At 65.4% G+C, this 24,862-nt stretch carries 25 protein-coding genes; 11 read left to right on the forward strand and 14 right to left on the reverse strand.

Translation table 11 applies throughout. The features are described 5' to 3' along the window. Positions 1-50 precede the first annotated feature (50 nt). Complete coding sequence (locus ACFU4Z_RS26910) at positions 51-1,436, reverse strand: flavin monoamine oxidase family protein (protein WP_379067767.1); 1,386 nt, start codon at positions 1,434-1,436, stop codon at positions 51-53. A 573-nt stretch (positions 1,437-2,009) separates the two neighbouring features. On the opposite strand from ACFU4Z_RS26910, the gene ACFU4Z_RS26915 reads away from it, so the two are divergent. Continuing rightward, positions 2,010-2,630, forward strand: a complete 621-nt coding sequence (locus ACFU4Z_RS26915; RefSeq protein WP_379067769.1) for a hypothetical protein — start codon at positions 2,010-2,012, stop codon at positions 2,628-2,630. Between the two features lie 333 nt (positions 2,631-2,963). Here the strand turns inward: ACFU4Z_RS26915 and ACFU4Z_RS26920 are convergent, their stop codons facing one another. Beyond that, positions 2,964-3,638 carry an SRPBCC family protein gene (locus tag ACFU4Z_RS26920; protein ID WP_379067771.1) on the reverse strand — a complete coding sequence of 225 codons (675 nt, stop codon included), beginning with the start codon at positions 3,636-3,638 and terminating at the stop codon, positions 2,964-2,966. Between the two features lie 128 nt (positions 3,639-3,766). Between ACFU4Z_RS26920 and ACFU4Z_RS26925 the strand changes: the two genes are divergently transcribed. Both ACFU4Z_RS26925 and ACFU4Z_RS26930 read left to right on the forward strand, forming a co-directional pair. Next, positions 3,767-4,435 (forward strand): TetR/AcrR family transcriptional regulator, encoded by a 669-nt coding sequence (locus tag ACFU4Z_RS26925; RefSeq protein WP_379067773.1) that lies wholly within the window; start codon positions 3,767-3,769, stop codon positions 4,433-4,435. Positions 4,436-4,817: 382 nt separating this feature from the next. Continuing rightward, positions 4,818-5,399, forward strand: coding sequence for a hypothetical protein (locus ACFU4Z_RS26930; RefSeq protein ID WP_379067775.1), 582 nt, complete (start codon positions 4,818-4,820; stop codon positions 5,397-5,399). A 112-nt stretch (positions 5,400-5,511) separates the two neighbouring features. Here ACFU4Z_RS26930 and ACFU4Z_RS26935 read toward each other — a convergent pair whose 3' ends face one another. Next, entirely contained in the window at positions 5,512-5,673 is a 162-nt protein-coding gene (locus ACFU4Z_RS26935) for a hypothetical protein (protein ID WP_379067777.1), read from the reverse strand. Positions 5,674-6,014: 341 nt separating this feature from the next. On the opposite strand from ACFU4Z_RS26935, the gene ACFU4Z_RS26940 reads away from it, so the two are divergent. Further along, a complete protein-coding gene (locus tag ACFU4Z_RS26940; RefSeq protein ID WP_379067779.1) occupies positions 6,015-6,731 on the forward strand; it encodes a serine protease in 717 nt (238 codons plus the stop codon). A gap of 216 nt (positions 6,732-6,947) precedes the next feature. Here the strand turns inward: ACFU4Z_RS26940 and ACFU4Z_RS26945 are convergent, their stop codons facing one another. Further along, a complete protein-coding gene (locus tag ACFU4Z_RS26945) occupies positions 6,948-7,082 on the reverse strand; it encodes a hypothetical protein (protein ID WP_379067781.1) in 135 nt (44 codons plus the stop codon). Between the two features lie 556 nt (positions 7,083-7,638). On the opposite strand from ACFU4Z_RS26945, the gene ACFU4Z_RS26950 reads away from it, so the two are divergent. After that, positions 7,639-7,998, forward strand: a complete 360-nt coding sequence (locus ACFU4Z_RS26950; RefSeq protein WP_379067874.1) for a DUF4254 domain-containing protein — start codon at positions 7,639-7,641, stop codon at positions 7,996-7,998. 238 nt (positions 7,999-8,236) lie between these two features. Here the strand turns inward: ACFU4Z_RS26950 and ACFU4Z_RS26955 are convergent, their stop codons facing one another. The 7 genes from ACFU4Z_RS26955 to ACFU4Z_RS26985 all read right to left on the reverse strand — a co-directional run bounded on the left by ACFU4Z_RS26955 (position 8,237) and on the right by ACFU4Z_RS26985 (position 15,132). Beyond that, the gene (locus ACFU4Z_RS26955) at positions 8,237-8,833 is read right to left on the reverse strand and encodes a DUF4126 domain-containing protein (RefSeq protein WP_379067783.1); all 597 of its coding nucleotides are present in this window, start codon (positions 8,831-8,833) and stop codon (positions 8,237-8,239) included. A gap of 196 nt (positions 8,834-9,029) precedes the next feature. After that, positions 9,030-9,827 (reverse strand): ABC transporter permease, encoded by a 798-nt coding sequence (locus ACFU4Z_RS26960; protein ID WP_379067786.1) that lies wholly within the window; start codon positions 9,825-9,827, stop codon positions 9,030-9,032. A gap of 3 nt (positions 9,828-9,830) precedes the next feature. After that, the gene (locus ACFU4Z_RS26965) at positions 9,831-10,733 is read right to left on the reverse strand and encodes a 2-aminoethylphosphonate ABC transporter permease subunit (RefSeq protein ID WP_379067789.1); all 903 of its coding nucleotides are present in this window, start codon (positions 10,731-10,733) and stop codon (positions 9,831-9,833) included. Between the two features lie 169 nt (positions 10,734-10,902). After that, positions 10,903-12,147: an ABC transporter ATP-binding protein gene (locus ACFU4Z_RS26970; protein WP_379067791.1), complete on the reverse strand. Its 1,245-nt coding sequence runs from the start codon at positions 12,145-12,147 to the stop codon at positions 10,903-10,905. A 25-nt stretch (positions 12,148-12,172) separates the two neighbouring features. Further along, complete coding sequence (locus tag ACFU4Z_RS26975) at positions 12,173-13,231, reverse strand: 2-aminoethylphosphonate ABC transporter substrate-binding protein (RefSeq protein ID WP_379067794.1); 1,059 nt, start codon at positions 13,229-13,231, stop codon at positions 12,173-12,175. 75 nt (positions 13,232-13,306) lie between these two features. Next, on the reverse strand, positions 13,307-13,996 hold the full coding sequence (locus ACFU4Z_RS26980; RefSeq protein WP_379067797.1) for a phosphonatase-like hydrolase: 690 nt from the start codon (positions 13,994-13,996) through the stop codon (positions 13,307-13,309). A gap of 8 nt (positions 13,997-14,004) precedes the next feature. Beyond that, positions 14,005-15,132: a TIGR03364 family FAD-dependent oxidoreductase gene (locus tag ACFU4Z_RS26985; RefSeq protein ID WP_379067799.1), complete on the reverse strand. Its 1,128-nt coding sequence runs from the start codon at positions 15,130-15,132 to the stop codon at positions 14,005-14,007. Positions 15,133-15,330: 198 nt separating this feature from the next. On the opposite strand from ACFU4Z_RS26985, the gene ACFU4Z_RS26990 reads away from it, so the two are divergent. Continuing rightward, on the forward strand, positions 15,331-16,020 hold the full coding sequence (locus ACFU4Z_RS26990) for a GntR family transcriptional regulator (RefSeq protein ID WP_379067877.1): 690 nt from the start codon (positions 15,331-15,333) through the stop codon (positions 16,018-16,020). Positions 16,021-16,070: 50 nt separating this feature from the next. Here the strand turns inward: ACFU4Z_RS26990 and ACFU4Z_RS26995 are convergent, their stop codons facing one another. Together ACFU4Z_RS26995 and ACFU4Z_RS27000 are read right to left on the reverse strand one after the other, a co-directional pair. Further along, positions 16,071-17,018: a hypothetical protein gene (locus ACFU4Z_RS26995; protein ID WP_379067802.1), complete on the reverse strand. Its 948-nt coding sequence runs from the start codon at positions 17,016-17,018 to the stop codon at positions 16,071-16,073. A 213-nt stretch (positions 17,019-17,231) separates the two neighbouring features. Beyond that, on the reverse strand, positions 17,232-18,242 hold the full coding sequence (locus ACFU4Z_RS27000) for an LLM class flavin-dependent oxidoreductase (RefSeq protein ID WP_379067805.1): 1,011 nt from the start codon (positions 18,240-18,242) through the stop codon (positions 17,232-17,234). 126 nt (positions 18,243-18,368) lie between these two features. Here ACFU4Z_RS27000 and map point away from each other — a divergent pair, with 126 nt between their 5' ends. The 3 genes from map to ACFU4Z_RS27015 all read left to right on the forward strand — a co-directional run bounded on the left by map (position 18,369) and on the right by ACFU4Z_RS27015 (position 21,567). Next, entirely contained in the window at positions 18,369-19,232 is an 864-nt protein-coding gene (map, locus tag ACFU4Z_RS27005) for a type I methionyl aminopeptidase (protein WP_379067808.1), read from the forward strand. 112 nt (positions 19,233-19,344) lie between these two features. Further along, complete coding sequence (locus ACFU4Z_RS27010; RefSeq protein ID WP_379067811.1) at positions 19,345-20,889, forward strand: cobyric acid synthase; 1,545 nt, start codon at positions 19,345-19,347, stop codon at positions 20,887-20,889. Between the two features lie 114 nt (positions 20,890-21,003). Next, the gene (locus ACFU4Z_RS27015) at positions 21,004-21,567 is read left to right on the forward strand and encodes an alpha/beta hydrolase (RefSeq protein ID WP_379067814.1); all 564 of its coding nucleotides are present in this window, start codon (positions 21,004-21,006) and stop codon (positions 21,565-21,567) included. On the opposite strand, the gene ACFU4Z_RS27020 is transcribed toward ACFU4Z_RS27015, so the two are convergent. Next, positions 21,547-22,605 (reverse strand): alpha/beta hydrolase, encoded by a 1,059-nt coding sequence (locus ACFU4Z_RS27020; RefSeq protein ID WP_379067817.1) that lies wholly within the window; start codon positions 22,603-22,605, stop codon positions 21,547-21,549. The two genes, ACFU4Z_RS27015 and ACFU4Z_RS27020, sit on opposite strands and share 21 nt — an antisense overlap. Positions 22,606-22,878: 273 nt before the next feature. On the opposite strand from ACFU4Z_RS27020, the gene mqo reads away from it, so the two are divergent. Continuing rightward, positions 22,879-24,393: a malate dehydrogenase (quinone) gene (mqo, locus tag ACFU4Z_RS27025; protein ID WP_379067820.1), complete on the forward strand. Its 1,515-nt coding sequence runs from the start codon at positions 22,879-22,881 to the stop codon at positions 24,391-24,393. Between the two features lie 18 nt (positions 24,394-24,411). Next, complete coding sequence (locus ACFU4Z_RS27030) at positions 24,412-24,861, forward strand: GNAT family N-acetyltransferase (protein WP_379067823.1); 450 nt, start codon at positions 24,412-24,414, stop codon at positions 24,859-24,861. Position 24,862 lies beyond the last annotated feature (1 nt).

Below are 24,862 nucleotides of genomic sequence, written 5' to 3' on the forward strand. Positions count from 1 at the left end.
TTGCCCGGTGCTCGGGTCGAGGTCAGCCAGGCGGGTCGCGCACCGGTCGCTCAAAGATGAGTTGGCCTGCCTCTGAGCGCGGTCACAGTTTCGTGTTCCAGCACTTCGCTCGCCGCCCGTTCGCCCGAGCGAATGGCTCCGTCGACCCAACCGCACATGACCGCAGAGCTCTCGGTTCCGGCCCAGTGAACGCGGCCGCAAGGTTCGCGCAGGGCATGACCGAACTGTGTAAGGACACCGGTTGGTGCGTGACTGAGCATCCCGCCACCGGAATAACGCTCGCCACCCCAGTTCTGCTCGATGTAGTCGACGGGGGAGCGGGCCTTGTCGCCGAACCGCTCGGCGAGGGCGCCGAGGATCGCCGCCCTGCGCTCGGCATCATCGAGTTGCCCGATCTGCCGCGCGATGGGCCCCTCGGTGATGACGCACATGACCCCGGGTCGCCCGGTGTCGGTGCAGGCATCGATGGTGACGGTCGCGGGCGATCCCGGTGCGGCCGACTGCCCCGACAACCCGTCGTGACGCCAGAACGGCTCGTCGTACACGGCGGCAATCTTGAAGATCGCGCCGCTCGGCATTCGCTGATGCAGGAACGATCGATCGACCGGCAGCATCGGCTTGTACCGGATCTGGCTCGCGATCGCCAAGGGAACCGCCACGATCGCCCGGCGTGCGCGCACGGTCAATTCGTCGGAGCGCACTGTCACCCCGTCGGCATCCTGATCGATGTCCCGCACCGGCTGCGATAGGTGGATCGAGTCGCCGATCTCGGCCGCCATCGGCCGGTAGATGGCACCCATGCCCCCGACTGGTCGAGCATCCTCGGCCGCGTCCTTGACGCCGAGGACGAAGCTCGGCCCACCCCCCGACGCCATCTGGTACAGCACGAAGAGCAGCGATACCTCCGAGGCGGCCGAGGTGTAGCAGCCGGCGATGGCGGTCTCGAGCAGCTCATGGGCGGGTTTGGACAGGATGTTGCTGTCCAGCCAATGCGCCAGGGTGATCTGATCCCACTTGTCGGCGTTCTTCGCAGTCCATGGAGCTTCGAGGGGAATCGACTTGCACATATGTCCCAGCTCGAGAAACACCGCACCGAGGTTCAGCGCTGCCCAGGGGCTCATCGTCCAGGGGATCGTGCCTGTGTAGCGGAACTGCTTGCCATCGACCACCATCATGGCCTCACCGTCGGTGTACTGCTTGTAACTCGGCACCCCGAACTCATTCATCAATGCGTAGATCCGGTCCTGCCCCGGCCCTATCCAGGCGCCGCCACGATCGATCCAGGACCCGTCCTCGCGCACCTCAGTGAACGTGCGCCCGCCCAGTCGGTCCCGGGCTTCCAGCACCGCCACCGATCGACCCGCCTGTTTCAGCCGCAGGGCGGCCGTCAATCCCGCGAATCCCCCACCAACCACGCAATAGTCGACGTCTGTCATGGAGCGCCGTCCTCGTGTTGAAGTTCTGCGTCTGGCCGCCGTGCCGCCGCACACCAGTGGCCGCACCATCGACACACCGGGCGCGAAATCGCCGTCAATTCGGCCTACTCTCGAATCTGGCAATTCTATAGCAAAGCCTAAACTGCTGATCAAGTCAGCAGTACTGCGCGCCGCGAGGTCATCGGCGTCCGTCCCTGGCCGTATCGGGTTGCTGTCCCTGTCGCGGGGAAGGTGTTGCCGTGTCTGCTCGTCGAGCTGTGCCGGTGGCGGCGATTCTCTATGCGGTATCGGTGCTGGGTGCGCCGCAGGGGCAGGCTCAGCCGGGCAGCGGCGGCAGTGGGGGCTGCCGGCAGGGCAGCCTGATGAGTGGCCGATTGAGAGGTAACCCCGAACTGTCGCCGACATCGCGTTCCAGAGCCCGGGGTCGCTCGACATCGACTGACTCGTGGGCACGCCAGTAGATGTGCGGCCAGGAGCGTACTCCGCGGAACGGTCAACATCCCAATGTGCCAGTGCATTTCGAGCTAGTCTCTTCACGAAGTGGCCAGTGTCGCCGGACGTACAGGGGAACGGATGCAGAACGCGGGTCCCAGCACTAGTCGTGACGAGAACGATCACCAGCGTGAAGGGAGTCGAAGCGAAGGCACGTGGACGAAAGTCGGTGGCGCCGCTGGGGCTCTCGGCGTCGTCGCTACCGTCATCTTCGGAATCACGCAGTGCTCGTCGGACTCTTCCCCGGCAACGATTCCCGCCAGGTCCGAAACTCCGACGGGCACGACCATTCTCGGATCGACCGTCCCGCTGATGCCAGCGATACTCAATCAGGGACGTCAGAAGCTGGAAAACGTTCAAGGCCTGGACCTGGACACAGGACAGATCCATGACCAAGACCAGCCCGGGGTCGATGTAAGCCCGTCGAAGAGCGCTGACGGTCTCAATGCCATGAGCAATGGCACGCCACGTTTCGCTGTGCTCGGCACCCGTGCGGCAGGTTCCAGCGCGCACGACCGGTGCCGCGAAATCGCCGCAGGCTCTTGGACCAAAACCCTGGCCAATCTGTATTCTCTGCACGTGGGCGACACGATCTGTGTGCGTACCGATCAAGGCAACCTGGCGGCGATGACACTCGCCCATATTCCGTCCGTTGCCGAGCAATACCTCGATTTCGACTTCACCACTTGGCGTGATCGCTGAACGTCGGCGTTGACCATGCCGCCCCGAAGGCCATGGGTCAGTGATCACCACTCGAGTGGTTCCAGAGGGACTACCCGGTCAGTCGAGCTGGCCTCGGCATCGCTCCTGAGTTGTCAGTGCTGTGGTTCAGGGGTCTCGGGCTCCAGCGCGCGCGACATCTCGATCTCGAACTGTTCAGGCCGGTCGATGCACTGCTTCCGATTGCTGGTCCTGGTGAATCCGTTTCTGCGATAGAGGGACTCGGCACTGGAATTGCTGTGGAGCACCCACAGTCTAGGCCAGAATCGTCGGATCAAGGTGGCGTGCAGAGGGGTTCATCGGAGTACCGGGGCTTCAGCGGCCAGCTTCGGCGGTGGCCTTCAGGTCCTTCAACCAGGCTTCGAGCCCGGCTCCGAGGAAGGCCGTGGAGGTGGGTATGTCGGCCTCGACCTGTGCGCCGGTCCAGTTCTCTTCGGTGCGCACCAGGACGCCACCGTCGACCTCGGTGAAGTTCCAGACGTGGACGCCGTTGTCGATGCGCAAGCCGTCGCCGATCGCGGGACCGCTCCATCGGATGCAATTGTTCGGCTGCAGTTGCTGGACGGAGGAAGTGATGACCAGAGTGGTGGCAGGGGTCGTGGGCGTAGCGGGCGCCGGAGTTGTCCATTGAAACTGCGAGCCTTCCCGTAGCACTCCCTGGTCCACGCGCTTGATGCTTGTTACGGGCTGCTGCCAGGAGGGCCAGTGCTCCACGTCGGTGTGCAGTTCCCAGATGGTGCTCAGCGGTGCGTTGATCAAGGTCTCGGTGCGGTACCTGATCTGGGCGGCATCATCGATGCCTGCTCCTTGACAGGTCAGCGAAGCCGTGGCGGGGGCGGCGGTCGTGGTGACCTGACCGGTCCCGCCGCTACTGATGTCGTTGTTGTCGCCGCTGCACGCGGTGGTGGCGGTTAGCGCGACCGCGGCCAGCGGGATCAGGAAATGGGCAGTGCGCGCGCCGGTCCGGCGGCGGATTTTCGGGTTCGACATGGTTGCTCTCCTCGTTCAGGGCCTCGAGCCGACTGTCCATCTAGTTAGGGTTGCTCGATTTAGTTAGAAGCTATAACCAATAGTCGTGAGTGTCAATAGAGAAAGTGATAGGGTCTAACAATGATGCTGTGGCGCAGGAGATGCGGTTGACGATGGGAACCAAGGGGACGGGTTCGCGGGAGCGTTATCGGATCCAAGTGCGCGAGGAGATCAAGCAGCACGCGTGGGAGCAAATCGCCACGGCAGGCGTATCTGCGCTGTCGCTCAACGCGATCGCCAAACGCGTCGGCATGAGTGGCCCTGCCTTGTACCGGTACTTCGCCAGTCGCGACGAGTTGATCACCGAGCTCATCCGCGACGCCTACCGAAGCCTTGCTGACAGTCTCCAGGCAGCGCTCGACTCCGGTGCCGACGTGGCAGGGCTGGCCTGCGCGGTGCGGGAATGGGCCCTGCACGACCCGCAGCGGTACTTCCTCATTTACGGCACGCCTGTCCCCGGCTACCGCGCACCTGAGGACACCACCGAGATCTCATCCGAAATCATGACGGTGCTGATCGAGGCTTTCTCCGCGTTGTCCCTGGAAAAGCAGGCGACGCCGTTCGACGCCCACCTCGAGAACCACCGCCGATGGGCCAACGGCCACTCGGTGTCGGCCACGACCCTCCACCGCGCCGTGTCCTTCTGGACCCGCCTCCACGGTGTCCTCTCACTCGAACTCGCCGGCCACTTCACCGGAATGGAGTTCGACCCCGCCTTACTGTTCGCTGACGAACTGAACACCCTTCTGACTCCCTGACCGCGACCGAGTGGCGGCCCAGTTGCGGCGGCATCCGCACGATCGCCTCGAATTCGGTCGCGCACGCGAGTTGCCGCGTCGCAGTCTCATGGCGTCGACGAATACCTTCTGCCTCGCTGTCCGGCCGCGATCGGCGCGTCGGGGGTGTCGGCTGGGCGCGTGAGCTCACCCGTATCGGCGATGGCCCCGAGTCGTCCGGGCGGACCCGGCGTGCGGGTCGAATTCGTCAAGGGGGCACTGGCTTTCACCGCAATGGTTCGCCGATGGCGAGCCCGCTGCTGAGGGGAGGGCGTCATTGCCGCGTTCGAGGGAGCGGTGATCCTGGAACATCGGCGCGTTTTGCTGCCGGATTGCGGTGTAGGTCAGAGGTAGCATGCCGGGTATGACGCCATTCCGGGCGACAGACACTGGCGCCGAGTATCTGACCTGCTGGGTTTCCATGGTCGGGCAACGACTTCCGTGCCGATCATCCGGTCCTGCTGAGCAGTTGCTGGCCCACGCGCTGAGCGGTTTTCTTGCGGTCGGGCGAGCCAGCCTGGCCTTGCTCACCACAGCGCGCGGACCCGATTGTGTTCGTGAGCATGACCTGGTCTACGAAATCACCGCTGACGCCGAAATGTGGCTGACCGACGCCGCCGGTGAACGGACCGTCAATGTCATTACCGACCGTGGCGAGATGCTGTATGAATTCCTGACCCCGACCGATCTCGACGATCACGCCGCCACCGAGCTGCGCCGAGCCGCTCACGCTACCGCGCTGCGGATCTACGGGTTGCTGGCCGCCGTCGGAAGCGACCCTGCCCATGACTCTGGGGTCCGTGACCTTGCCCATCACATGGCTGTCGGGGTCGATCTCATCGCCAAGGTCTACCACGACGAGCCTCATCGGCACCTGCCCAGCGAGCTCGAACAATGGGTGCGCGAACACCTGCGCCTCGGCGCGACTCGATTTCAACGCGTGTGAACAATCCAGCCCAGCCCAGGAAAGCCGGGATTGCTCACCCGCCCTGGCCGCCGATTCTCGGCGGCAACCCGCGAACATCCAACGGGGGGCTATAGCCAGCCGAGTCGTCGGCTCACCGACGGCGGTCTGCCCACCGGCCCTGGTCGGCGAATCGTGACGTCACGATCGTCCCCCACACGTCGAAGCGCTCCACTCCCACCGAACTGGCCAATTCGGACAGCGCGCGCAGCGGCATGAGCATGCGTTCGGCGCGCCGGGCGGCTATGCCCGACACCCCGCCTATCCGAGCTGCTCATGGGTCCGAATACCGGGAAGAGCGGTGAACCGGACTGGCTGGACCAGCTCTGCGGATGGGCAACCGCTATGCGTCTTGATCGTGCCGATCTACCCCGAACCAGATCATGGTTCGTCGCTGTACCAGCTGCCTACCTTGCGGCCGTTCAGATCCTGCCGAGGTTGACGCAAGACATATCGCGGCGTCACAGGTCGTTGCTGGTCGGGTGTTCTGACTGATGAGAGGTATGGGTGATGAAATCAGTGTGGAATCGTCTAGGGTCCGCGGGGTCTCGGCGATCGCGGTGGGCGGGCGCGGTCGCGGTGACGACCCTGGTCGCTTTGCCGGTAGCACCGGCGCAGGCAATCACCGGCGGTACTTCGGTGACGGACAACTCGCAGTTCCCCTACATGGTGGCCGTGCTGTTGCCGCGCATCATGTGCGGGGGCGCGCTGGTCGACCTCGAGCACGTCGTCACCTCCGCGGCCTGCGTCGACGGGTTGTTCCCGTCCCAGGTGACGGTCCACGCCGGTTCCAACCGCTACTACACCGGGGGTGTCACCGCGAAGGTGGCCACGATCTCCGTACACCCCAATTACAACAAGCACACTTATGACAGTGACATCGCCGTGCTCACGCTGAGCAGCGCTCTGACCGCAGGTCCGTCGATAGCGCCGATCCCAATCCCCGCTGCCGACAGCGGCTATCCCGCTGCCGACACGCTCGGCGTCATCACCGGCTTCGGCGCTGTCGACTCCGCATACACCCTGTCCGACTATCTGCAGCAAGCCCACATCGTCACTTACTCCCTCCCCGCGTGCCTAACCATGAAACCCGAGCTCACCAGCAATATGATGTGCGCCGGGGACCCCGAGAGCGTCAAGGACGCCTGCCCCGACGACAGCGGCTCCCCGCTCGCCGTCGAGGGCGTGTTGGTCGGGGTCTACTCCCTCGGCTCCAGTTGCGGCCTCGATGCCCCGAATCCGAGCTCCCCGTTGTTCACCCGCGTCAGCAACTTCACGACCTGGATCACCACCAGGATCGCCGACAGCCCCTGAGCACGAGCCGCAAATCTCCACACCGACCCGGCCGAGCGGTAGCGGTTCAGTTGGTCTGACGTATGCCGGCGTTCTAGCACGTGGAACGGGATTGGCTGATCGCGGTCGATTCGTCGTCGCTGGTGAACGGCATTGCTTCCCAGCCCTTTCGGTTGTCGTGGCGGATGCGTAGCAAACGTTGAGCCAACGCATCGAGTGTGTTGCGGCCGAACACCGTCAAGACGCGCGCGTGGTGTCCGCGGCGAGTAGTACTTGGCCGCCGACGGTGAGTCCGGCGAGATCGCGTGCGTGCGCGGGAAGCGAGAACCCGTCGGTGCCGATCCGCACCGCACCGTTCTCGGACTGCCGCAAGGTGATCCGTCGCTCGCGTGCCAGGTGCCCATCCCACGGTGTCTACAAGCGTCGCATTGACTACGCGCCCTCGGTCGACAAGCGCGTGGAGGTCGTCGACGGACCTCGGTGCACTTTTCGGACTGGTCGGTCCCGATAATGGGATCGCCACTGGGGGAACGAGCTGGCGCCTGGAGCCGCTGAGGAGTAACTGGCCGCGAGACCAGGGGTTTCGCTTCGCCTGACTGCACTGGTCACACACCCCATTCGTGGAGGGTGAAGTCGTTGTCTCGCTGCGGAAGTGGGCATCTACAGGGTGTAGGAACACAAGCTTCGCAGCAATGAGGACGCACTCTTGCGTTCTTGCATCTGTAAGAGCATGATCCAGCTAGCCTAGTTTTGAACAACCGATCCGATGACCGGGATAACCGAATCGAGAGCCAATTATGTTGGTACAAAGCGCGTTGGTGTCGGGTGAATTCGGGGTATGGGGATGAGCGCGCCGACGGTAGGGGTGCTGCCGACCGCTCCGCAAATATTGTGTGCCTTCCAAGGGCGCCGTTTCCAAGATCGTGAATTGCTGCGCTCCGCGCATGCGCTCGCGGAGTTGCACGCGCGGCGCGGGCAAGTGCGTGACGAGCATCTGATATTCGAAATCGATTGTCGTCGAAGCGAACTCGTTGACGACATCAATGATTGGATCGCGCAGGAGATCCCGCAGCATCGCAACGGCGCATCACTGCATACCGAGAGTCTGGGTGCGGTGGTCGACAGGATGGCTCGCAGCTGGGTGGATGCGAACCAGGCCATCGATGTCGACGGCGCGCGCAGCGACAATACCCATAAACAGTGGTACCACCTGGCCGAACTAGTTGACGGGTACACTGATCTCGTGACCGACGTGGCCGGGGGCCGCCGCCGTTTGCCCGAACAGTGAACCGCGCGACCAACGGTCTCGTTCTTGCGACACAGCGAATTGGTGACACTGCCCCAACAGCGTCACTGACATAAAGGCGACGTCCCGGATGTCGATTCATCCGACCAGTGCGTCCATTCGGATGTTTACGTCGTCGGTGGTGACGGCGGGCGCAACGGGGCGCCCCGCCCGGCGTGCCGCGTGGTCGACTGGCGCGGCACGCCCGCTGCGGCCACGCTCGTCGCGGCGCTACCTGTGCTCAGGCCGCCGCCGCTTGCCTCGCGGCTCGGCGTTGCCTGCGGCGAACGAGGTAGCGACGGATTCGACTGGCGAGCAAGACCACCAGAATCACGCCGATCAGCAGCAGTATGCCCGCACAGACAGCAGCCGCGATCGGGTAGAAGATGGCGAGGGTGATGATGCCGGCGACGGTGGTGTCCTCGGCCACGCTCATCACGATATTGCTCGCGGGCTCCGGTGAGGTATTGATCGCCATTCGCGTGCCTGCCTTGACCAAATGGCTTACCAGCGCGGTGGTTCCACCCACCGCGCCCGCGGCGAGCTGGGAGAGCGAGCCGTCCTGGCCGGCCAGCAGCGCGGCAACGACAGCGCCCGATGCGGGCCGCACGATGGTGTGCACCGCGTCCCAGAAGGTGTCCAGGTACGGGATCTTGTCGGCGACAGCCTCGATGAGGAACAGGACAGCCGCGGCGATGAGCACATCGGTCCGCTGCAGCGCCTCCGGCACGTCGTCGGACAGGCCGGTTGCGCCGAATATGCCCAAAAGGAAGACCACGGCATAGGCATTGACGCCGCTCGCCCAGCCTGCGGTAAAGATCAGAGGAAGTGCTTCCACCTGGTCATCGTAGGGCGATTCGAGCGTGATGCGGCGCAGCCTCGGCCGATGCCGCGCAGCTCGGCCGACACTGCGCATTACGGGCTCACGTGCCGTCGCTGCGGCCCGAGCGCGATGCCGCGCAGCTCTCGCACAACGTCGTGCCGGTCTGGGCTCGACGCCGTGCAGCTCGGAAAGAACCCACTGTGGCTCACACTCAACGCAGCGCGGCACGGCCCTTCAAGCGACCGAGGGTGACCAGGGCGACCAGCGTCACCAGCAAGAGCAGACAGGTGCTGGCGGCCGCGTCGAATACTTCGCCGCGGTCGGTGAGCCCGAAGATGGTGACCGGCAATGTCTTCCAGGTCGCGGGGTAGACCATGATCGTCGCGCCCAGCTCGCCCATGGACAGGGCGACTGCCAGACCGGCCGCCGCGCCGAGGGCCGGGAGCAACAAGGGCAGCGTCACCAGCGATAGCACCCGGAACGGTCCCGCGCCGAGCGACTCCGCGGCCTGTCGGTAGGCGGGATCGAGGCGGTCGAGCGCCGCGGTGACAGCGCTGAAGGTATAGGCGAGCACGAGCACCGAATGGGCCACGATGACAATCCATTTGGTGCCACCCAACAGCAGCGGCCGCTCGTTGAACGCGATAAGCACCCCGAGACCGATGGCGACAGAGGGCACCGCGACCGGTAGATGGAACACCGCATCGGTGAAATTTCGCCACCAGCCGGGCGCCTCGCGCACGGCGAGTGCCGCCCAGGTGCCGAGCACGAGGGCGAGTCCGCCCGCCAGCAGTGCGGTCTGCAGGCTCACCGACAAGCTGGCCGCTTCCTGGCCCGACAAGGCCTGCCGGAAGTTCGACAGACCCAGATCAGCGGGCAGCGGACCGGTCCAGCTACCGGCCAGCGCCGCGGCGACCACGGTGGCAATCGGGGCGACGAACACCACGAGCACGATGAGTGCGAAGACCGTGAGCACCGCGGCCCGTCCGCGTCGTGTCCACACCAACATGGGTCAGCGTTCCTTTCTGACCGGTCCGGCGACCCGGACGAAGATCAACCGATATCCGATGTACAGACTCAGCGACAGCAGCACCTGCACGGTGGCGAGCACCGCCGCGCTCGGCAGATCGAAGGTCACGATGCCGCGGGTGTAGATCAAGGCGGGCAGCGTTGTCACGCCCTTCGCGCCGGTGAACAGCACGATGCCGAACTCGTTGAGCGTCAGCAGGAGTACGAGGCTGCCGCCAGCGGCCAGCGCCGGCCGCGCCTCGGGCATGACCACCTGACGCAACACTCGCCACGGCGATGCACCGAGACTGGCAGCGACATCCAGTTGCTCGCGCGGCAGCTGGGCGAAACCGGCCAGCAGCGGCCGCACCACGAACGGTGTGAAGAAGGTGATTTCGGCGAGGATCACCCCGAGTGGGGTGCTCAGGAAATCCAGCAGCGGTGTTGTGCGGCCGGTGAGCTCGGTAACGAGTGCGTTCACCGCGCCCGCCGTGCCGTACAGGAAGGTGAAGGCCAGCGTGATGAGGAATGACGGCATCGTCAGGATCGTGTCGATCAGACGGCCGACCAGCGCGGAACCAGGGAAGGGGACGAACGCCAGCACGATCGCCAGGAAGGTGCCCAGGACCAGGCACCCTGCCGTCGAGGAGACCGCGATGGAAATGGTGTGCCACAGGGCATCACGGAACGACTCCGAGCCGAGCACCTGCGACCAGACGGCCGTGCCGCGACCTTCCTGGGTCACTGTGGATTCGGCGAGCACCCGCGCGATCGGGTAGACCGCGATGACCAGGACCACCAGCAGCGGCGGCAGACTCCAGAGCACCGGCTGCCAGGTGCGCCGCCCTATGGGCGACGGTACGGGGACGGTCTCGGCGGGGGATTCGAGGACCGCGGAGGCGCTCATGGTCGCCACCCGCCGCTCGCGGTGACACCGGTCATGGCGGCAGGGCTCGCGAGTCCGAGATCCGGTCCACTGCGTCGGCCCGAGTCCGAGCTCGGTCCTGGGAGAGTCGGGGCACCGGCCGGGTCGGACGCGGGCGCGCCGACCGGCCGGTCCTGGAGCGCACAGCCCCTCATACTTGCGCTCCCAGCTCATCCGCAACGAAAGTAGTTGCGGCACTCCCGGATTCGGTTCCGAGCGTGGGCGGGATCAGCACGCCGGCGGGGTCCGGGAACCGGACGCCGAGCACCGCTCCGGCCGCGGTGTCGAGGTGGCCGGGTACGTCGACGCTGATCTCGTCGGTGAGTCCGTCGATCGTCAGATTCACGCGCGTGGCCGCACCGCGCCAGACGCTGGAAACCACGGTGCCGCGCACGGCATTGCGCTCCGAGGTCGCGCCGATCTGCACCGTGTGCGGCCGGATGCACAGCAGTGCTGCCGAATCCACTGCCCAACCGGGGCGTCCGACACCCGGCTGCGGTGCATCGGCGCGCAGCGTGTGTGTGCCGACCGTGACGAGAGCCGAGGTGCCGGACACTCGATTGACGGTGCAGGGCACCAGGTTTGCGCCGCCGAGGAAGCCGGCGGTGAACCGGGTCGGCGGGCGCTGCCACAGGTTTTCGGCGGTGTCGATATCGACAAGCCGCGCCTCGCGCATCACCGCGATCCGATCCGCCAGCGCCAGCGCCTCGGACTGATCGTGGGTGACATAGAGCATCGCCGTGTCCGGCAATGCTTTTCGCAACTCCTGGAGCTCGCCGAGCATCGATTGCCGTAGCTGGGCGTCGAGTGCGGCCAGCGGTTCGTCCAGCAGGAGCACCTTCGGACGGATCGCCAGCGCACGGGCGATCGCGACGCGCTGCTGCTGGCCACCGGACAGCTCACGGGGCAGGCGCTCGGCGTAGGCGGCCATGCCGACCATGGCGAGCGCCTCGGCGACCCGCCCGTCAATGTCTTTGCGCGGTACGCGATGTGACTTCAAGCCGAAGGCGACATTGCTGTGCACGCTCATATGCGGAAACAGTGCGTAGGACTGCACTACGACGCCGATCCCGCGTTTGGCGGGGGAAAGATCGGTGACGTCGCGGCCGGACAGTCGCACCGCACCCGAGGTGGGCCGGACGAATCCGGCCAGTGCCTTGAGCGCGGTCGACTTGCCCGAGCCGCTCGGTCCGAGGAGCGCGACCGTCTCCCCGGCAGCGACGCGCACCGTGAAATCGGATAGTGCGACCGTGGTTTTGCGGCCGCGGCCGTAGCTGACCCCGACGCGGTCGAACACGATGGCGGGTTCGATGTCGGTGGGCACAGTGGCCCGTGTGGTCGCGGTGACAATGGTGGTCGCCGGTGATGACTTCGGGGGCGCGTCACTGTCGGACATGGTGCGGGTCCTCACTTCTGGCGAATTAGCTACCGGTGGCCTTCTGGTAGGCGGCAACGTCGCCGTCCAGTTCCTGAAGCACCTTGTTCCAATCGACCGGCACGATCTCGACACCCTCGAGCGTCGCGGCGGCCGATGGCCCAGCTCCTGTCGCCGGAGCATTACGCAGGTCCGTGCGGGCGGGCACCGCGAACGCGTCGGGAAGCGACTTCTGCGCATCGGCCGACAACAGGAACTCCATCAGCTTCTCGGCCTCCGGCTTGTGCGGAGCGCCCTTGGCCATGCCCATCACGTACGGCACGGCCACGGTGGAGCGCTTGCCGTCGGCGGCGGCGGGGAAGAACAGGGTGAACTTGGAGCCCTTGTCCTTGATATTGGCCAGGTTCATCTGGATATCGCCGTTGGCGACGATCAGCTCACCCTTGTCGACCTTGGCCTGCAGCTTGCCGGTGGACGACGACGGGCCGACATTGTTGGCCTGTAGCTTGCCGAGGTAGTCCAGCGCACCCTGCTTGCCGAGCAGGTGCTGCAGCAGGATCAGCACGGCGGTGCCGTCGCCCGCCTGGCCGGGGGTCGAGTACTGCAGCTTGCCTTTGTACTCCGGCTTCAGCAGGTCGTCCCAGGTGATGCCGGTGACGGCGACCGACGGGTTGGCGATGAAGTTCAGGTAGTTGCCCGCCAGGGTGACGTACTTGCCGTCGGCATCCTTGTCAGCGGCCGCGACTGGGGCGGTGTCGACACCGCTGTCCTGCAGCAGCCCAGCGCTTTTCGCCTTCTGGATGAATGGCGGCAAGGTGACGAGCACATCGGCCTGCGGGTTGGACTGTTCCTTGTCCACGCGGTTGACCACCTCGCCGGAGCCTGCCTCGACCAGATTGACCGAAATGCCGGTCTGCTTGGTGAATTCGGCGAACTGGTTGGTGTACCAGCTGCCGACGCCATCGGCGGAGTAGACGGTGACGGTCTTGCCGTCGCCGCTATCAGCGCCGGTGCCACCGCAGGCCGCGGTGAGCGCGACGGCGGAGACGGACGCGATGATCAGCGCGGTGCGTGCCAGGCGGCCCCGCGTGTTCGAAGTACGCACGATTGCTGCAACTTTCGGTTCGTGTCGAGTGAGGTGTCGAAGGGGTCAGGGATCTCCGCCGCGAGGCGACGAGGCTCAGGTGCGGTCGGCGAGGATCAGATCCGCGAATTCGGTGACCGATGCCACCACGTGGGTCGCGCCGGCAGCACGCAGCTGGTTTTCGTCGTGCGCGCCGGTCAGGGTTCCCGCCACGATTCGGGCGCCCGCGGCGCGGCCGGTGCCGATATCGCTGGTCGTATCGCCGAGCACCGCCACCTGATCGACGGCGTCGACGCCGAGGCGCAGCAGCGCGGTGAGGACCATGTCGGGATAGGGGCGTCCGCGTCCGGCATCCGACGGCGCCAGGGTCAGATCGGCAATGTCGTTCCAGCCCAGGGCATCGAGCAGTCGGTCCTGGGTGCTGCGGCTGAAGCCGGTGGTGAGCGCGACCTTGACGCCCGCGGCACGCAGCAGGCCGATCGCCTCGGCGGCACCGGGAATCGGCGTGATGTCGACCTCGTCGATCAGTGCCTCGTAGGCGGCTTCGAAGGCCAGGTTGGCCTGCTCGGCGCGGTCCTCGTCACCGACCAATGCGCGGAACACCGCGATCTTCGACTGGCCCATGGTGTCGAGGACGTACTGACGGGCCCTCTCGCGTTCGGGGCCTTCGGATTCGATGCCGACGGCGGTGGCGGCGGCATCGAAGGCGCGCAGCACGAGTCCGCCGTCGGCGACCGTGGTTCCGGCCATGTCGAGCACTGCCAGCTGGATGTTCTTGTCCGACACGGTGTTCCTCACAGATTGAGTAGGTCGGCAGTCTGCTCGCCGAGGACGGGGCCGAGGGTCATGCCGCGGCCGCCGGGACCGGTGATCACCCAAACGTGCTCGTCGGCCTTGGCGCGGGTGACGATCGCGGTCGGGTCGATGCTCTGGCTGTAGACCCCGGACCAGCGCCGAACGACCTGCGGCAGTTTGCGTCCGAGTAGTTCCTCGGTGACAGCGGTGAGGTGCTCGTAGGGCGCCTCGTCCACATCGAAGGCGAACGGCTCTTCGTATTCATGGGTGTCGCCGATGGTCAGGCCGCCGTGTAGCCGCTGCACGCACAGCAGCTGCATCTTGTGCTCGGCGGCGGTCGCGGTCTGCGACTGTTCCAGGTTCAGCGCGTCGGTTTCGGCGCCCGCGAAGCCGGGGTAGTACCTGAAGCTGTCGCCGTCGGCGATGGCGGTGGTGAGCGGCTCGCCGAGCGGCGCGGTCTGCATCATCTGCAGCCGGACCCGGCGGACCGGGATGGTCCCGACCAGCTCGCGGGTCAGGCCGGTGTGCGCCGCGCCCGGGCAGTCGAGCACCACGTCCGCGTCGTGGCTGCGGCCCCGGTCGTCGATGACGGTCGCGCCGGTACCGGTGTCGGTGACCGACCTGGCCTCGGTGCTCGCGTGGAAGGTGTAGCGGCCCGAGGCCGCCAGGTAGGCGCGCAGCGCGGGCAGCGCCTGGCGCGACTCCACCGCGGCGTCGGTCGAACAATGCAGTCCGGCAAGGAATTTGCCGCGCAGCGCCGGATTGACCGCGCGCACCTGCTCCGGCTCCAGGAGTTCGAAGCCGCGGGCCTGCGCGCTCGGGTCGGCCGCGGCGGCCGCGGCGACGGCGAGCTCGGCGGGGGTGCGCACCAGGGTGATCGACCCGGCAGGACGGAATCCGACACCGGGGACGCGGCCGCCGATCTCCTCCCACAGCTGCCGGGAGCGCAGCGTGAGATCGAGCTCGGTCGCCGAGCGGCCGGAGACCCACACCAGACCGAAATTGCGCACCGTTGCGCCGCGGGCCTCCGGCTCCCGCTCCAACTGCACGACCTCGTGCCCACGGCCGATCGCGGTCAGGGCGTGAGCGGTGCCGAGGATTCCACCTCCGATGATGACCAATCGCATGAACACATAGTGAGCAATGGTCTAGACCGATGGGTGTTTCCTGTGCGAACGCTAGGTTAATAATTGGTATAGACCAATAGCGGGTAGGCTGTCGGCATGAACAGAGCGGAGGTGGCGGGACTCACCGCCGAGTCGGCGGTGACGTTCGGCGGCGACGAAAGCCGTGGCGGGCGTATCGATTCGGCGCAGCCGAGCCGCATGCCGAAGTCGTATCTGGTGCGCACCGAACTCGAGGCGATCCTGAGCGGCATGTCCGAAGGTGATTCCGTGCCCTCCGAACGCGATCTGGCTGTCCGCTTCGAGGTTGCGCGCGAAACCGTCCGACAGGCACTGCGAGATCTGTTGGTGGAGGGCAGGATTCGGCGACAGGGCCGCGGCACTGTGGTCTCGCGCCCCAAAATGGTGCAGCCGCTGTCGTTGCGGTCCTATACCGAAGGCGCGATCAGCTTCGGCCGCGTGCCCGGTCGGCTGCTGGTCAATTGGGAGGATGTGCCCGCCGATGCGGACACCGCAGGCGTGCTCGCGCTCGCGCTCGGTACTCCGGTGATGCACCTCGAACGAGTGCTGCTCGCCGATGGCGAACGCATCGGATTGGAGAGCACCTTCCTGCCGCTCGCCCGCTTCGGTGCGCTCTACGACACCTATGACCCGACCACGTCGCTGTATGCGGCAGTGCGGGCCTCGGGTGTCGAGCTTGGCAAGGCGACCGAACGTATCGAGACGGTGCTCGCCTCGCCACGTGAAGCCGCCTTGCTCGAATGCACCACGGCCCTACCGCTCTTGCTGCTGAACCGCCGCAGTGTCGACCGTGCCGGCCAGCCCATCGAGCGAGTTCGGTCGCTCTATCGCGGTGACCGGATCGCCTTCGAGGCCCAGCTGTCGCGGTAGTGGCTGCGGCCTGTAATGCGTCGTCCGGTGTGCTCCTTATAATGCTGCGATTATATTTCGTCCATAGGCTTGTTCGCAGTCAATATCGCTGCTGAACGATTGGACCACGGATGGCGGAGCTTGACATTCTGCAAACCAGCCTCTGTGAGGTTGGTTTCGATTACTTCCTTGGCAGCGTTGTATGCGGGAAAGCCCCCGCGAACCGTCAGAAGTCCCTCGGGTTTCAAGATGCGGGAAATCTCAGCAGGTGCACTCGCCTCATCCTTCGCGAGCGCGTCGTAGGGGCCTACGCGATCGAAGAAGACCTGGTCCACTGACGCATCGGGAATCATCCAAAGATTGCCAACATCGGCGAGTAGGTCAGGAAAGGCTCCCGGATCGTTGTTTACGAACACCTCTCCGGGCTTCGGGCTGCGAAAAGAATGACCTCCTCCCACGACCAACTTGATACCACCGGGTGCCGCGCTCGCCTGCTCCAGCAGCCGTGCCAGGTCGAGTCGTGCAGCGGGTACGTCGGGCAACGCGGGCAGCTTTGCCGAAATCTCGCGGACCAACTGTTCCGGACTGTCCTCCACTAAATATTTGAGGTAGTACGTCATATTGTAATGAAGGGTTGGCTGCGGTTCGACCGATCGATCTGGTTGTTGCACTCGCCACCGCCCGAGGTCGTCACCCTCGAGGGTCAGCGGTACTCGTTGGCCATCGACATCGAATGACACATTTTCGGTGTGCACAATTTCGCCTGGCCACGGACCGAGCATTATCTCGCCAGGAATTTCCGGAATGTCGCTGTCATGCAGCCCGCTATGCACGCCTGAAACCAGCACAGCCTGACCGGATCGCCAATCAGCCATTTCAGTGTTGCCGACTGAGGATTTCACTTTGCCGATTGCGGGTCGATAGTTGTCATCGACTATCCCGCCAACTGCCTTATGAAGGAGGCGATCCGTGAGATCCCGCAGCGTCCTCACCAACCCGATCAACGGCTCGGGCGCCATCCGACTCTCCTACCTACTGGGTCTCCGGCAACCATGTGGTTCACCGACCCCGCGATTCAGTGGTCCTCTCCTGCAACTTGTTACGGACTGCGAGCTTACTTGTGAGCTCATCCGAGCCATTCGATGTGTCCGTGATCGCAGGGTTTGGGTGGATAGCCGGGTGGCTGCGACACCGGCTGGCCGGTTGTCATGCGGACCCTCCGACCTGAACCGTCAGTGAACCTGGGGCGCGACCTTATTGCCGAGCAGTTCGATGTTGTGCAGCACCTTCTCGTGCGGCAGCGTGCCGACGCTGGTGTGCAGCATGAAACGGTCGAGGCCGAGGGTGTCGCGCACGTCGGCGACCTTCTCTGCCACAAAGTCCGGTGTACCGACGAACAGTGAGCCGCCTGGTGCGCGTAGTCCGTCGAATTGGGCCTGTGTCATCGGACCCCAGCCGCGTTCGCGGCCGATGGTGCTCATCGCGAGTGCGTACGGCTCATAGAAGTCCGCGACGGCTTGTTCGTCGGTATCGGCGAGGTAGCCGTGTGCGTGTACTGCCACCGGTTGCTTGTCGTGGCCGCCTTCCTCCAGTGCGCGGTGGTACAGATCGACGAGTGGCTTGAACCGTGCGGGCTGACCGCCGATGATCGCGATCGCCAGCGGCAGTCCGAGCAGTCCGGCCCTGATCACCGATTCGGGGCTGCCGCCCACCGCGATCCATACCGGCAACGGCCGGTTTTCGGTGCGCGGATACACCACCGTGTCGCGCAGCGGAGCGCGGAACTTGCCCGCCCAGTTCACCGGCGCTTCGTCGCGCAGGTGCAGCAGCAGTGCCAACTTCTCCTCGAACAGTTCGTCGTAGTCGGCGAGGTCGTAGCCGAACAGGGGGAACGACTCGGTGAACGAGCCGCGACCCGCCATCAGCTCGGCGCGGCCATTGGACAGGCCGTCGAGCGTCGCGAAATCCTGATACACCCGAACCGGATCATCCGAACTCAGCACGGTGACCGCGCTGGTCAATTGAATTCGCTCGGTCCGCCCGGCGATCGCGGCCAGTACCACCGCGGGTGCGGATGCCGCGAAATCCTTGCGGTGATGCTCGCCGACGCCATAGACGTCGAGGCCCGATGCTTCGGCCGCGACTGCTTCCTCGACCACCTCGCGCAGCCGTTCCCCCGCGCTCGGCGCGGGGCGATCGCCGACCGCGTACAACTCGGCAAACGTCGTAAGTCCCAATTCCACGGCTGGAGTCCCGTCCATGAGTAGTGGCGATGTCAACTATCAGCGTAAACGGACCACGGTCCGGTGATATTCCTTCCTGTGGACGTCGGAGGGTGGGGCATCGGAGGTGCAGATAGTCTTGTTCCCATGTCAGTGCGCACCCGTCAGCCGCTTGTTCCCGGGACCCTTTCGCCGACTCGGGAAGTTCCGCGCTCGATCGAGCGTCCGGAGTATGCGTGGAAAAAGACCGTCAACGAGGGCAGCGAGCCCTGGGTGCAGACGGCCGAAACCATCGAGAAGATGCGGATCGCGGGCAAGATCGCGGCGCAGGCCCTCGAAGAGGCGGGCAAGGCGGTCGCGCCCGGCGTCACAACCGACGAATTGGACCGGATCGCACACGAGTACATGTGCGACCACGGGGCATACCCGTCGACCCTCGGCTACAAAGGCTTCCCGAAGTCGTGCTGCACTTCGCTCAACGAGGTTATCTGCCACGGGATTCCGGACTCGACCGTGATCGAGGACGGTGACATCGTGAATATCGACGTCACCGCCTACCTCAACGGTGTACACGGCGACACCAACAAGACCTTCCTCGCAGGCGACGTAGACGAGGAGGTCCGGCTACTTGTCGAGCGGACCGAGGAAGCCACCGTGCGGGCCATCAAAGCCGTCCGTCCCGGCCGCGCCCTCAATGTCATCGGCAGGGTGATCGAGTCCTACGCCAACCGCTTCGGCTACGGCGTCGTCCGTGACTTCACCGGCCACGGCGTCGGCCCCACCTTCCATAGCGGCCTCGTCATCCTGCACTATGACCAGCCCGCCGTCGACTCGATCCTCGAACCGGGCATGACCTTCACCATCGAGCCGATGATCAATCTCGGCGGCATCGACTACGAGATCTGGGACGACCACTGGACCGTGGTCACCAAGGACCGCAAGTGGACCGCGCAGTTCGAGCACACCCTCGTAGTGACCGACACCGGTGCCGAAATCCTGACCTTGCCGTGACATCGGGGCCGCGCAGTTCGAGGCTTGCGCTCGTGGGTAGTAACGGACACCGGTGCGGAAATCCTGACCTTGCCGTGACAGGTGGGCATGTACTTCGCATGGCGGCGGCCGCGTGAAGGGCGCGCTGCTCATCGCGGGCACCACGTCCGACGCGGGCAAAAGCGTGGTGGTGGCCGGGCTGTGCCGGATGCTGGCGCGGCGCGGCGTGCGGGTCGCGCCGTTCAAGGCGCAGAACATGTCGAACAACTCTGTCGTCACGCTCGACGGCGGGGAGATCGGGCGCGCACAGGCGCTGCAGGCGCAGGCGTGCGGGTTGGCGCCGAGCGTGCGGTTCAATCCGGTGCTGCTCAAGCCGGGCAGTGACCGCCGCTCCCAGCTGGTGGTGCGCGGACGGGCGGTCGGCACGGTCGGTGCGCGCGACTATTTCCGCCACCGACAGGAACTGAGGGAAGTCGTTGCCGCCGAACTCGCCTCCCTGCGTGCGGAATTCGACGTGGTCATTTGCGAAGGCGCGGGTTCGCCCGCCGAGATCAACCTGCGTACCACCGATCTGGCGAATATGGGACTCGCGCAGGCGGCTCGGCTGCCGGTGCTCGTTGTCGGCGACATCGATCGCGGCGGTGTGCTCGCTCACCTTTTCGGTACCGTCGCCGTGCTCGATCCCGAAGACCAGCAACTGATTTCGGGCTTCGTGATCAACAAGTTCCGCGGCGATGTGGAACTGCTTCGCCCTGGCCTCGAACGACTCACCGAACTCACGGGCAGGCCGACGCTCGGTGTGATTCCCTTCGCCGAGGATCTCTGGATCGACGCCGAGGACTCGCTCGGTACGGTCGCCGACGCGCCGGTCGGGCGGCCACGCCCGCCCGTCGGCACCGAATGGCTGACCGTCGCCGCCATCAGGCTGCCGCGCATCTCCAACTCCACCGACGTCGAAGCGCTGGCCTGCGAGCCAGGCGTCGCGGTGCGCTGGGTCAGCGAGCCGTCCCGGCTGTCCGACGCCGATCTGGTGGTGCTGCCGGGCAGCAAGGCGACGGTCGACGACCTGGCCTGGCTGCGTCGCAGCGGACTCGCCGACGCGTTGAGCGCCCGCGCCGCTGCGGGCAAACCCATCCTCGGCATCTGCGGCGGCTACCAGATGCTGGGCCGCCGGATCTGCGACACCGTCGAATCCGGCGCGGGCGTCGTCGACGGTCTCGGGCTGCTCGACCTCGACATCGAGTTCGCCGATGTGAAGGTGCTGCGCAGTGTCTCCGGGCGCGGCCTGATGTCAGGAGCGGAGGCAATCCCTCTGCACGGCTACGAAATTCACCACGGAAGGGTGCGCCGCAGCACCGACCCCGCCTGGCTGGAGCTTGACGGCACACCGGAGGGCAGCGTCAATGGTGCGGTCTGGGGCACCCACCTGCACGGCCTGCTGGAATCCGACGAGTTCCGTCGAATGTGGTTGCGGCAGATCGCCGTTGCCGCTGGCCGCGCGGGTTTCGTTGTCGCCGAAGATGTTTCGGTCGCCGCGCGCAGATCCGCCCAGCTGGATCTGCTCGCCGATCTGGTCGAGGAGCACCTCGACTTCCCACAGCTGGAACGCTTGATCGTCGACGGTGCGCCCAGCGATCTCCCCGTCCTCACCGCCGTGGCGGGATCGGCAAGCCGCTGAGCTGGGCTGACAGCTGTACACCGGATCGGAGGATAGTGGCGATCCCCACGTCTGACCCGCAGGTGAGGTTCGACACGCGGCTCTGTTCAACTGGGCCGTGTACCGTACTCCGGCATGAAATCTCGGCGGATCACGGTCGGTGACCGGGCTTGGACTGTGCGGGTCGACGGGCCCGAATCTCGGCACAGTGTGCTGCTGCTGCCCGACGCGGGTGATCCGGTCGACGTTTACGACCAGGTCTGTGCTCGACTGCACAATTCGGACCTGCGCACCATCGCGGTGGAATCGATAGCGGACCTGGACACCGCCGGTGTGCACGGCATTCTCGACGAGCTCGGCGTGCCATGGGTGAATGTCGCCGGGCGCGGGTCGGGCGCGGAACTGGCCTGGCAGCTGTGCGCGGGCGGTTTCGGCCGGTTCATCAGCCTGGTGGTCGCCGATCGCGGCCACCCCGCCGTACCCGCCGCGGACGGGACTGTGCTGGATGCGGCGTGCCGGCCGGTCGAGCTCGCCGTCACCGTGCTGGTGACCAAGAACCTGCCGCGTGCGGTCGCGGACACGTCCGGACGTTACGTCTACGGCGAATTCCGGGTGGTGGAGATCGACGTCGAGAATGTGGCGACCGAGGCCGACCACGAGCTGGCGACCGAGATCGTGTTACGCACCAGCCTCTGGTGAGGCGGACTTGCGCACGTAGATCGCCAACCAGTCCAGCCAGTTGTCGAGCTCGGTGAACGCCTTCGCCAGCGGCTCGGCCGAGGACAGGAATACATCGTGCCGTGCGCCGTCGATCGGGACGATGTTGGTGCGATCGCCGAGGCAGCCCGACCAGCGCTGGATCTGCCTGACGTCGAGCACCGCGTCCGCCACGTCGACCGTGGGTCCGTACTTGCGCGCGAACTTGGTGATCCGGGAACGCAGGATCAACGCGGGCACCCCGATATCGAGACCCGCCTGCAGCTGGGCATGACCATTGCGAATAGCCCGTAACCAGCCGAAGCGGACCGGGAAGCCGCTCAGCGGCTTCCAATCGAGGTTGTAGTCCCATTCGCCCGCGACACTGTGGTGCAGGCTGTCGCCGTAGGAGCTGATCTTCCCGCCGGGTAGCTCGATCATCGACCGGAACTTGCCGAGCGCCTTGATCACGGGCGTGCCGATGGTCCGGTAGTACGAGGGGCCCTGCAGGTCGAACCACGGGCTGTTGAGCACCAAACCGGTGATACCGGACGCGACGACGCCAGCGGCCCGATTGAGCCGGTCCAGCCACAGCGGCACGATCAGCCCACCGGTGGAGTGCGCGACGAGCAGCACCTCGCCACCGGTCTCCTCGCGCACGATGCGCAGCGACTCGTCGAGCTCGGCGTCATAGAGCGCCAGATCGGTGACGTAGTGCGGTGTCTGCCCGTCGCGGAGCGAACGTCCGCACTTGCGCAGATCCAGGGCATAGAACCGGTGCCCGCGACCGGCGAAGTGCTCGGCGAGATGCTGCTGGAAGAAATAGTCGGTGAAGCCGTGCACATACAGCACCGCGAGCTCGGTGGCCGCGGCGCCGGAATCCGGCGTGTACCTGACCAGTGTGGCCACCGCGTCACCCTCGCCGTCGGGATCGGGGCCGAACGTCAGGGTCCGCTGCTCGTAGCCCGCGCCGAGAACGTCCGGTAGCCACTTCGCGCCGGTCGTGATGTCCGACACGCCTAGCGAGGTTTCGTTCGTCACGACAACCAATCTAGGCGACGTTTGCTTCGGATTGAAGTTCCAGCGTCGCCGAGGGCAGGGGAGGAATCTATGTCACATTCGGCAGGTTCGTTGCCGGTGATCGAACCGGTGAGGTGCACAATTGGCAATAGGTGAACGGCGGGTAACCTACTCACCGCCGAGTCACGCCAGGCTCGTAAAAATCCATATAGCGCCCGTGCCAAGGCTAACCACCAAGAGGGTGGCAGCCGCAGAAGTGACAAGGAAGTCGATCTACCCGTGCCGAACGCTGCCATGACTGAAAAGACCGATGTGGTACTCATCGGTGCCGGCATCATGAGTGCCACCCTCGGCGCGCTGCTTCGTCAGCTGCAGCCGGATTGGTCGATCTCCCTGTTCGAACGGCTCGACGCCGTCGCAGCGGAGAGCAGCGACCCGTGGAACAACGCGGGCACCGGCCACTCGGCGCTGTGTGAGTTGAACTACAGCCCGCAGAAGCCGGATGGCTCCGTCGATGTCTCCAAGGCGATCGACATCAACGAGCGCTTCCAGGTCTCGCGGCAATTCTGGGCCTACGGTGTGGAGAACGGCCTGCTCAGTGATCCGTCGGGCTTCATCAACCCCATCCCGCACGTGAGCTTCGTGCACGGCGCCGACGACGTCCAGTACCTGCGCAAGCGCTACGAGGCGCTGTCGCGCCACCCGCTGTTCGAGGGCATGGAGTACATCGACACCCCCGAAGAATTCAGCAGGCGACTGCCGCTGATGGCCAAGGGCCGCGACTTCTCCGACCCGGTCGCGCTGAACTGGACCGACGCCGGCACCGACATCGACTTCGGTTCGCTCACCAAGGAATTGCTCGCTTACCTCGGCAAGTCCGGCGCGAACCTGGCCTTCGGCCACGAGGTGCGCAACCTGACCAAGCAGTCCGACGGCACCTGGCTGGTGCGGGTGCGCAACCTGCGGACCCGCGAAACGCGCACGCTCATCAGCAAATTCGTCTTCGTCGGTGCAGGCGGCGGCGCGCTGCCGCTGCTGCAGAAGGCGGGCATCAAGGAGATCGCGGGCTTCGGAGGATTCCCGGTGAGCGGCCAGTTCTTCCGCTGCACCAACCCTGAGCTGATCAAGCAGCACGAAGCCAAGGTGTACGGCAAGGCCGCCGTCGGCGCGCCGCCGATGTCGGTGCCGCACTTGGATACTCGCGTCATCGACGGGCGGCCGGGCCTGCTGTTCGGCCCGTACGCGGGCTGGACGCCCAAGTTCCTCAAGGACGGCAAGCTGACCGATCTGTTCAAGTCGGTGCGCCCGGGCAACCTGTTCTCGATGCTCGGCGTCGGCGTCACCGAATTGGGCTTGGTCAAGTACCTTGTCAGCGAGCTGCTGAAGTCCGAGGCGGGCAAGGTGTACACACTGCAGGAGTTCGTCCCGCGGGCCGACGGCCACGACTGGGAATTGATCACCGCGGGGCAGCGTGTGCAGATCATCCGTCGCAAGGGCGCGGGCGGCGTGCTCGAACTCGGCACCGCCGTGATCGCGGCCGAGGACGGATCCATCGCCGGTCTGCTCGGCGCATCGCCCGGCGCGTCGACCTGTGTGAGCGCCATGGTCGATGTGCTGGAGCGGTGCTTCCCGCGCGAGTACGCGGACTGGACGCCGAAGCTGAAGGAAATGGTCCCCTCGCTGGGCGTGAAGCTCTCGGAGAACCAGGCTTTGTACCGCGAAGTGTGGGACTGGACCTCCAAGACGTTGAACCTCACCGGCGTGTCGGACAACACGCCGAAGTACGAGCGGGTCGCACCGACGGCCTAGGTGTGGTACCAAAACGCGATGATGTCAACGGTTGCACTGAAACGGTCATGGGCGCAGGATCTCGACACCGCCACCCTTTATCAGCTGTTGAAACTCCGCGTAGAAGTCTTTGTGGTCGAGCAGAAGTGCGCATATCCGGAACTGGACGGCCTGGATCTGCTGCCGGAGACCCGGCACTTCTGGCTCGACGACGAAGGTGAGGTCATCTCGACGCTGCGATTGCTCGAGGAGCACGAAGATGGCGTGAAGTCCTTCCGTATCGGCCGCCTCTGCACCGCGGTCCCCGCCCGCGGCCACGGTTACACCACCAGGCTGGTCCAAGCCGCCCTGGCCGAAGCCGGCTCCGCCACCGTGCGCCTGAGCGCCCAGACCTATCTGGTCGATATGTACACAAAGTTCGGTTTCAAGCCCGACGGCGAAGAGTTCGACGAAGACGGCATTATGCACACCCCGATGCGCAGGGGCTGAG

Source organism: Nocardia sp. NPDC057440 (assembly GCF_042802915.1).
GTDB lineage: Bacteria > Actinomycetota > Actinomycetes > Mycobacteriales > Mycobacteriaceae > Nocardia.

Bases quoted from the DNA above. Each gene is read 5' to 3' on its own strand.
- ACFU4Z_RS26910 (WP_379067767.1), bottom strand. From the start codon at position 1,436: ATGACAGACGTCGACTATTGCGTGGTTGGTGGGGGATTCGCGGGATTG.
- ACFU4Z_RS26915 (WP_379067769.1), top strand. From the start codon at position 2,010: ATGCAGAACGCGGGTCCCAGCACTAGTCGTGACGAGAACGATCACCAG.
- ACFU4Z_RS26920 (WP_379067771.1), bottom strand. From the start codon at position 3,638: ATGTCGAACCCGAAAATCCGCCGCCGGACCGGCGCGCGCACTGCCCAT.
- ACFU4Z_RS26930 (WP_379067775.1), top strand. From the start codon at position 4,818: ATGACGCCATTCCGGGCGACAGACACTGGCGCCGAGTATCTGACCTGC.
- ACFU4Z_RS26960 (WP_379067786.1), bottom strand. From the start codon at position 9,827: ATGTTGGTGTGGACACGACGCGGACGGGCCGCGGTGCTCACGGTCTTC.
- ACFU4Z_RS26965 (WP_379067789.1), bottom strand. From the start codon at position 10,733: ATGAGCGCCTCCGCGGTCCTCGAATCCCCCGCCGAGACCGTCCCCGTA.
- ACFU4Z_RS26970 (WP_379067791.1), bottom strand. From the start codon at position 12,147: ATGTCCGACAGTGACGCGCCCCCGAAGTCATCACCGGCGACCACCATT.
- ACFU4Z_RS26985 (WP_379067799.1), bottom strand. From the start codon at position 15,132: ATGCGATTGGTCATCATCGGAGGTGGAATCCTCGGCACCGCTCACGCC.
- ACFU4Z_RS26990 (WP_379067877.1), top strand. From the start codon at position 15,331: ATGCCGAAGTCGTATCTGGTGCGCACCGAACTCGAGGCGATCCTGAGC.
- ACFU4Z_RS26995 (WP_379067802.1), bottom strand. From the start codon at position 17,018: ATGGCGCCCGAGCCGTTGATCGGGTTGGTGAGGACGCTGCGGGATCTC.
- map (WP_379067808.1), top strand. From the start codon at position 18,369: ATGTCAGTGCGCACCCGTCAGCCGCTTGTTCCCGGGACCCTTTCGCCG.
- ACFU4Z_RS27015 (WP_379067814.1), top strand. From the start codon at position 21,004: ATGAAATCTCGGCGGATCACGGTCGGTGACCGGGCTTGGACTGTGCGG.
- mqo (WP_379067820.1), top strand. From the start codon at position 22,879: ATGACTGAAAAGACCGATGTGGTACTCATCGGTGCCGGCATCATGAGT.
- ACFU4Z_RS27030 (WP_379067823.1), top strand. From the start codon at position 24,412: ATGATGTCAACGGTTGCACTGAAACGGTCATGGGCGCAGGATCTCGAC.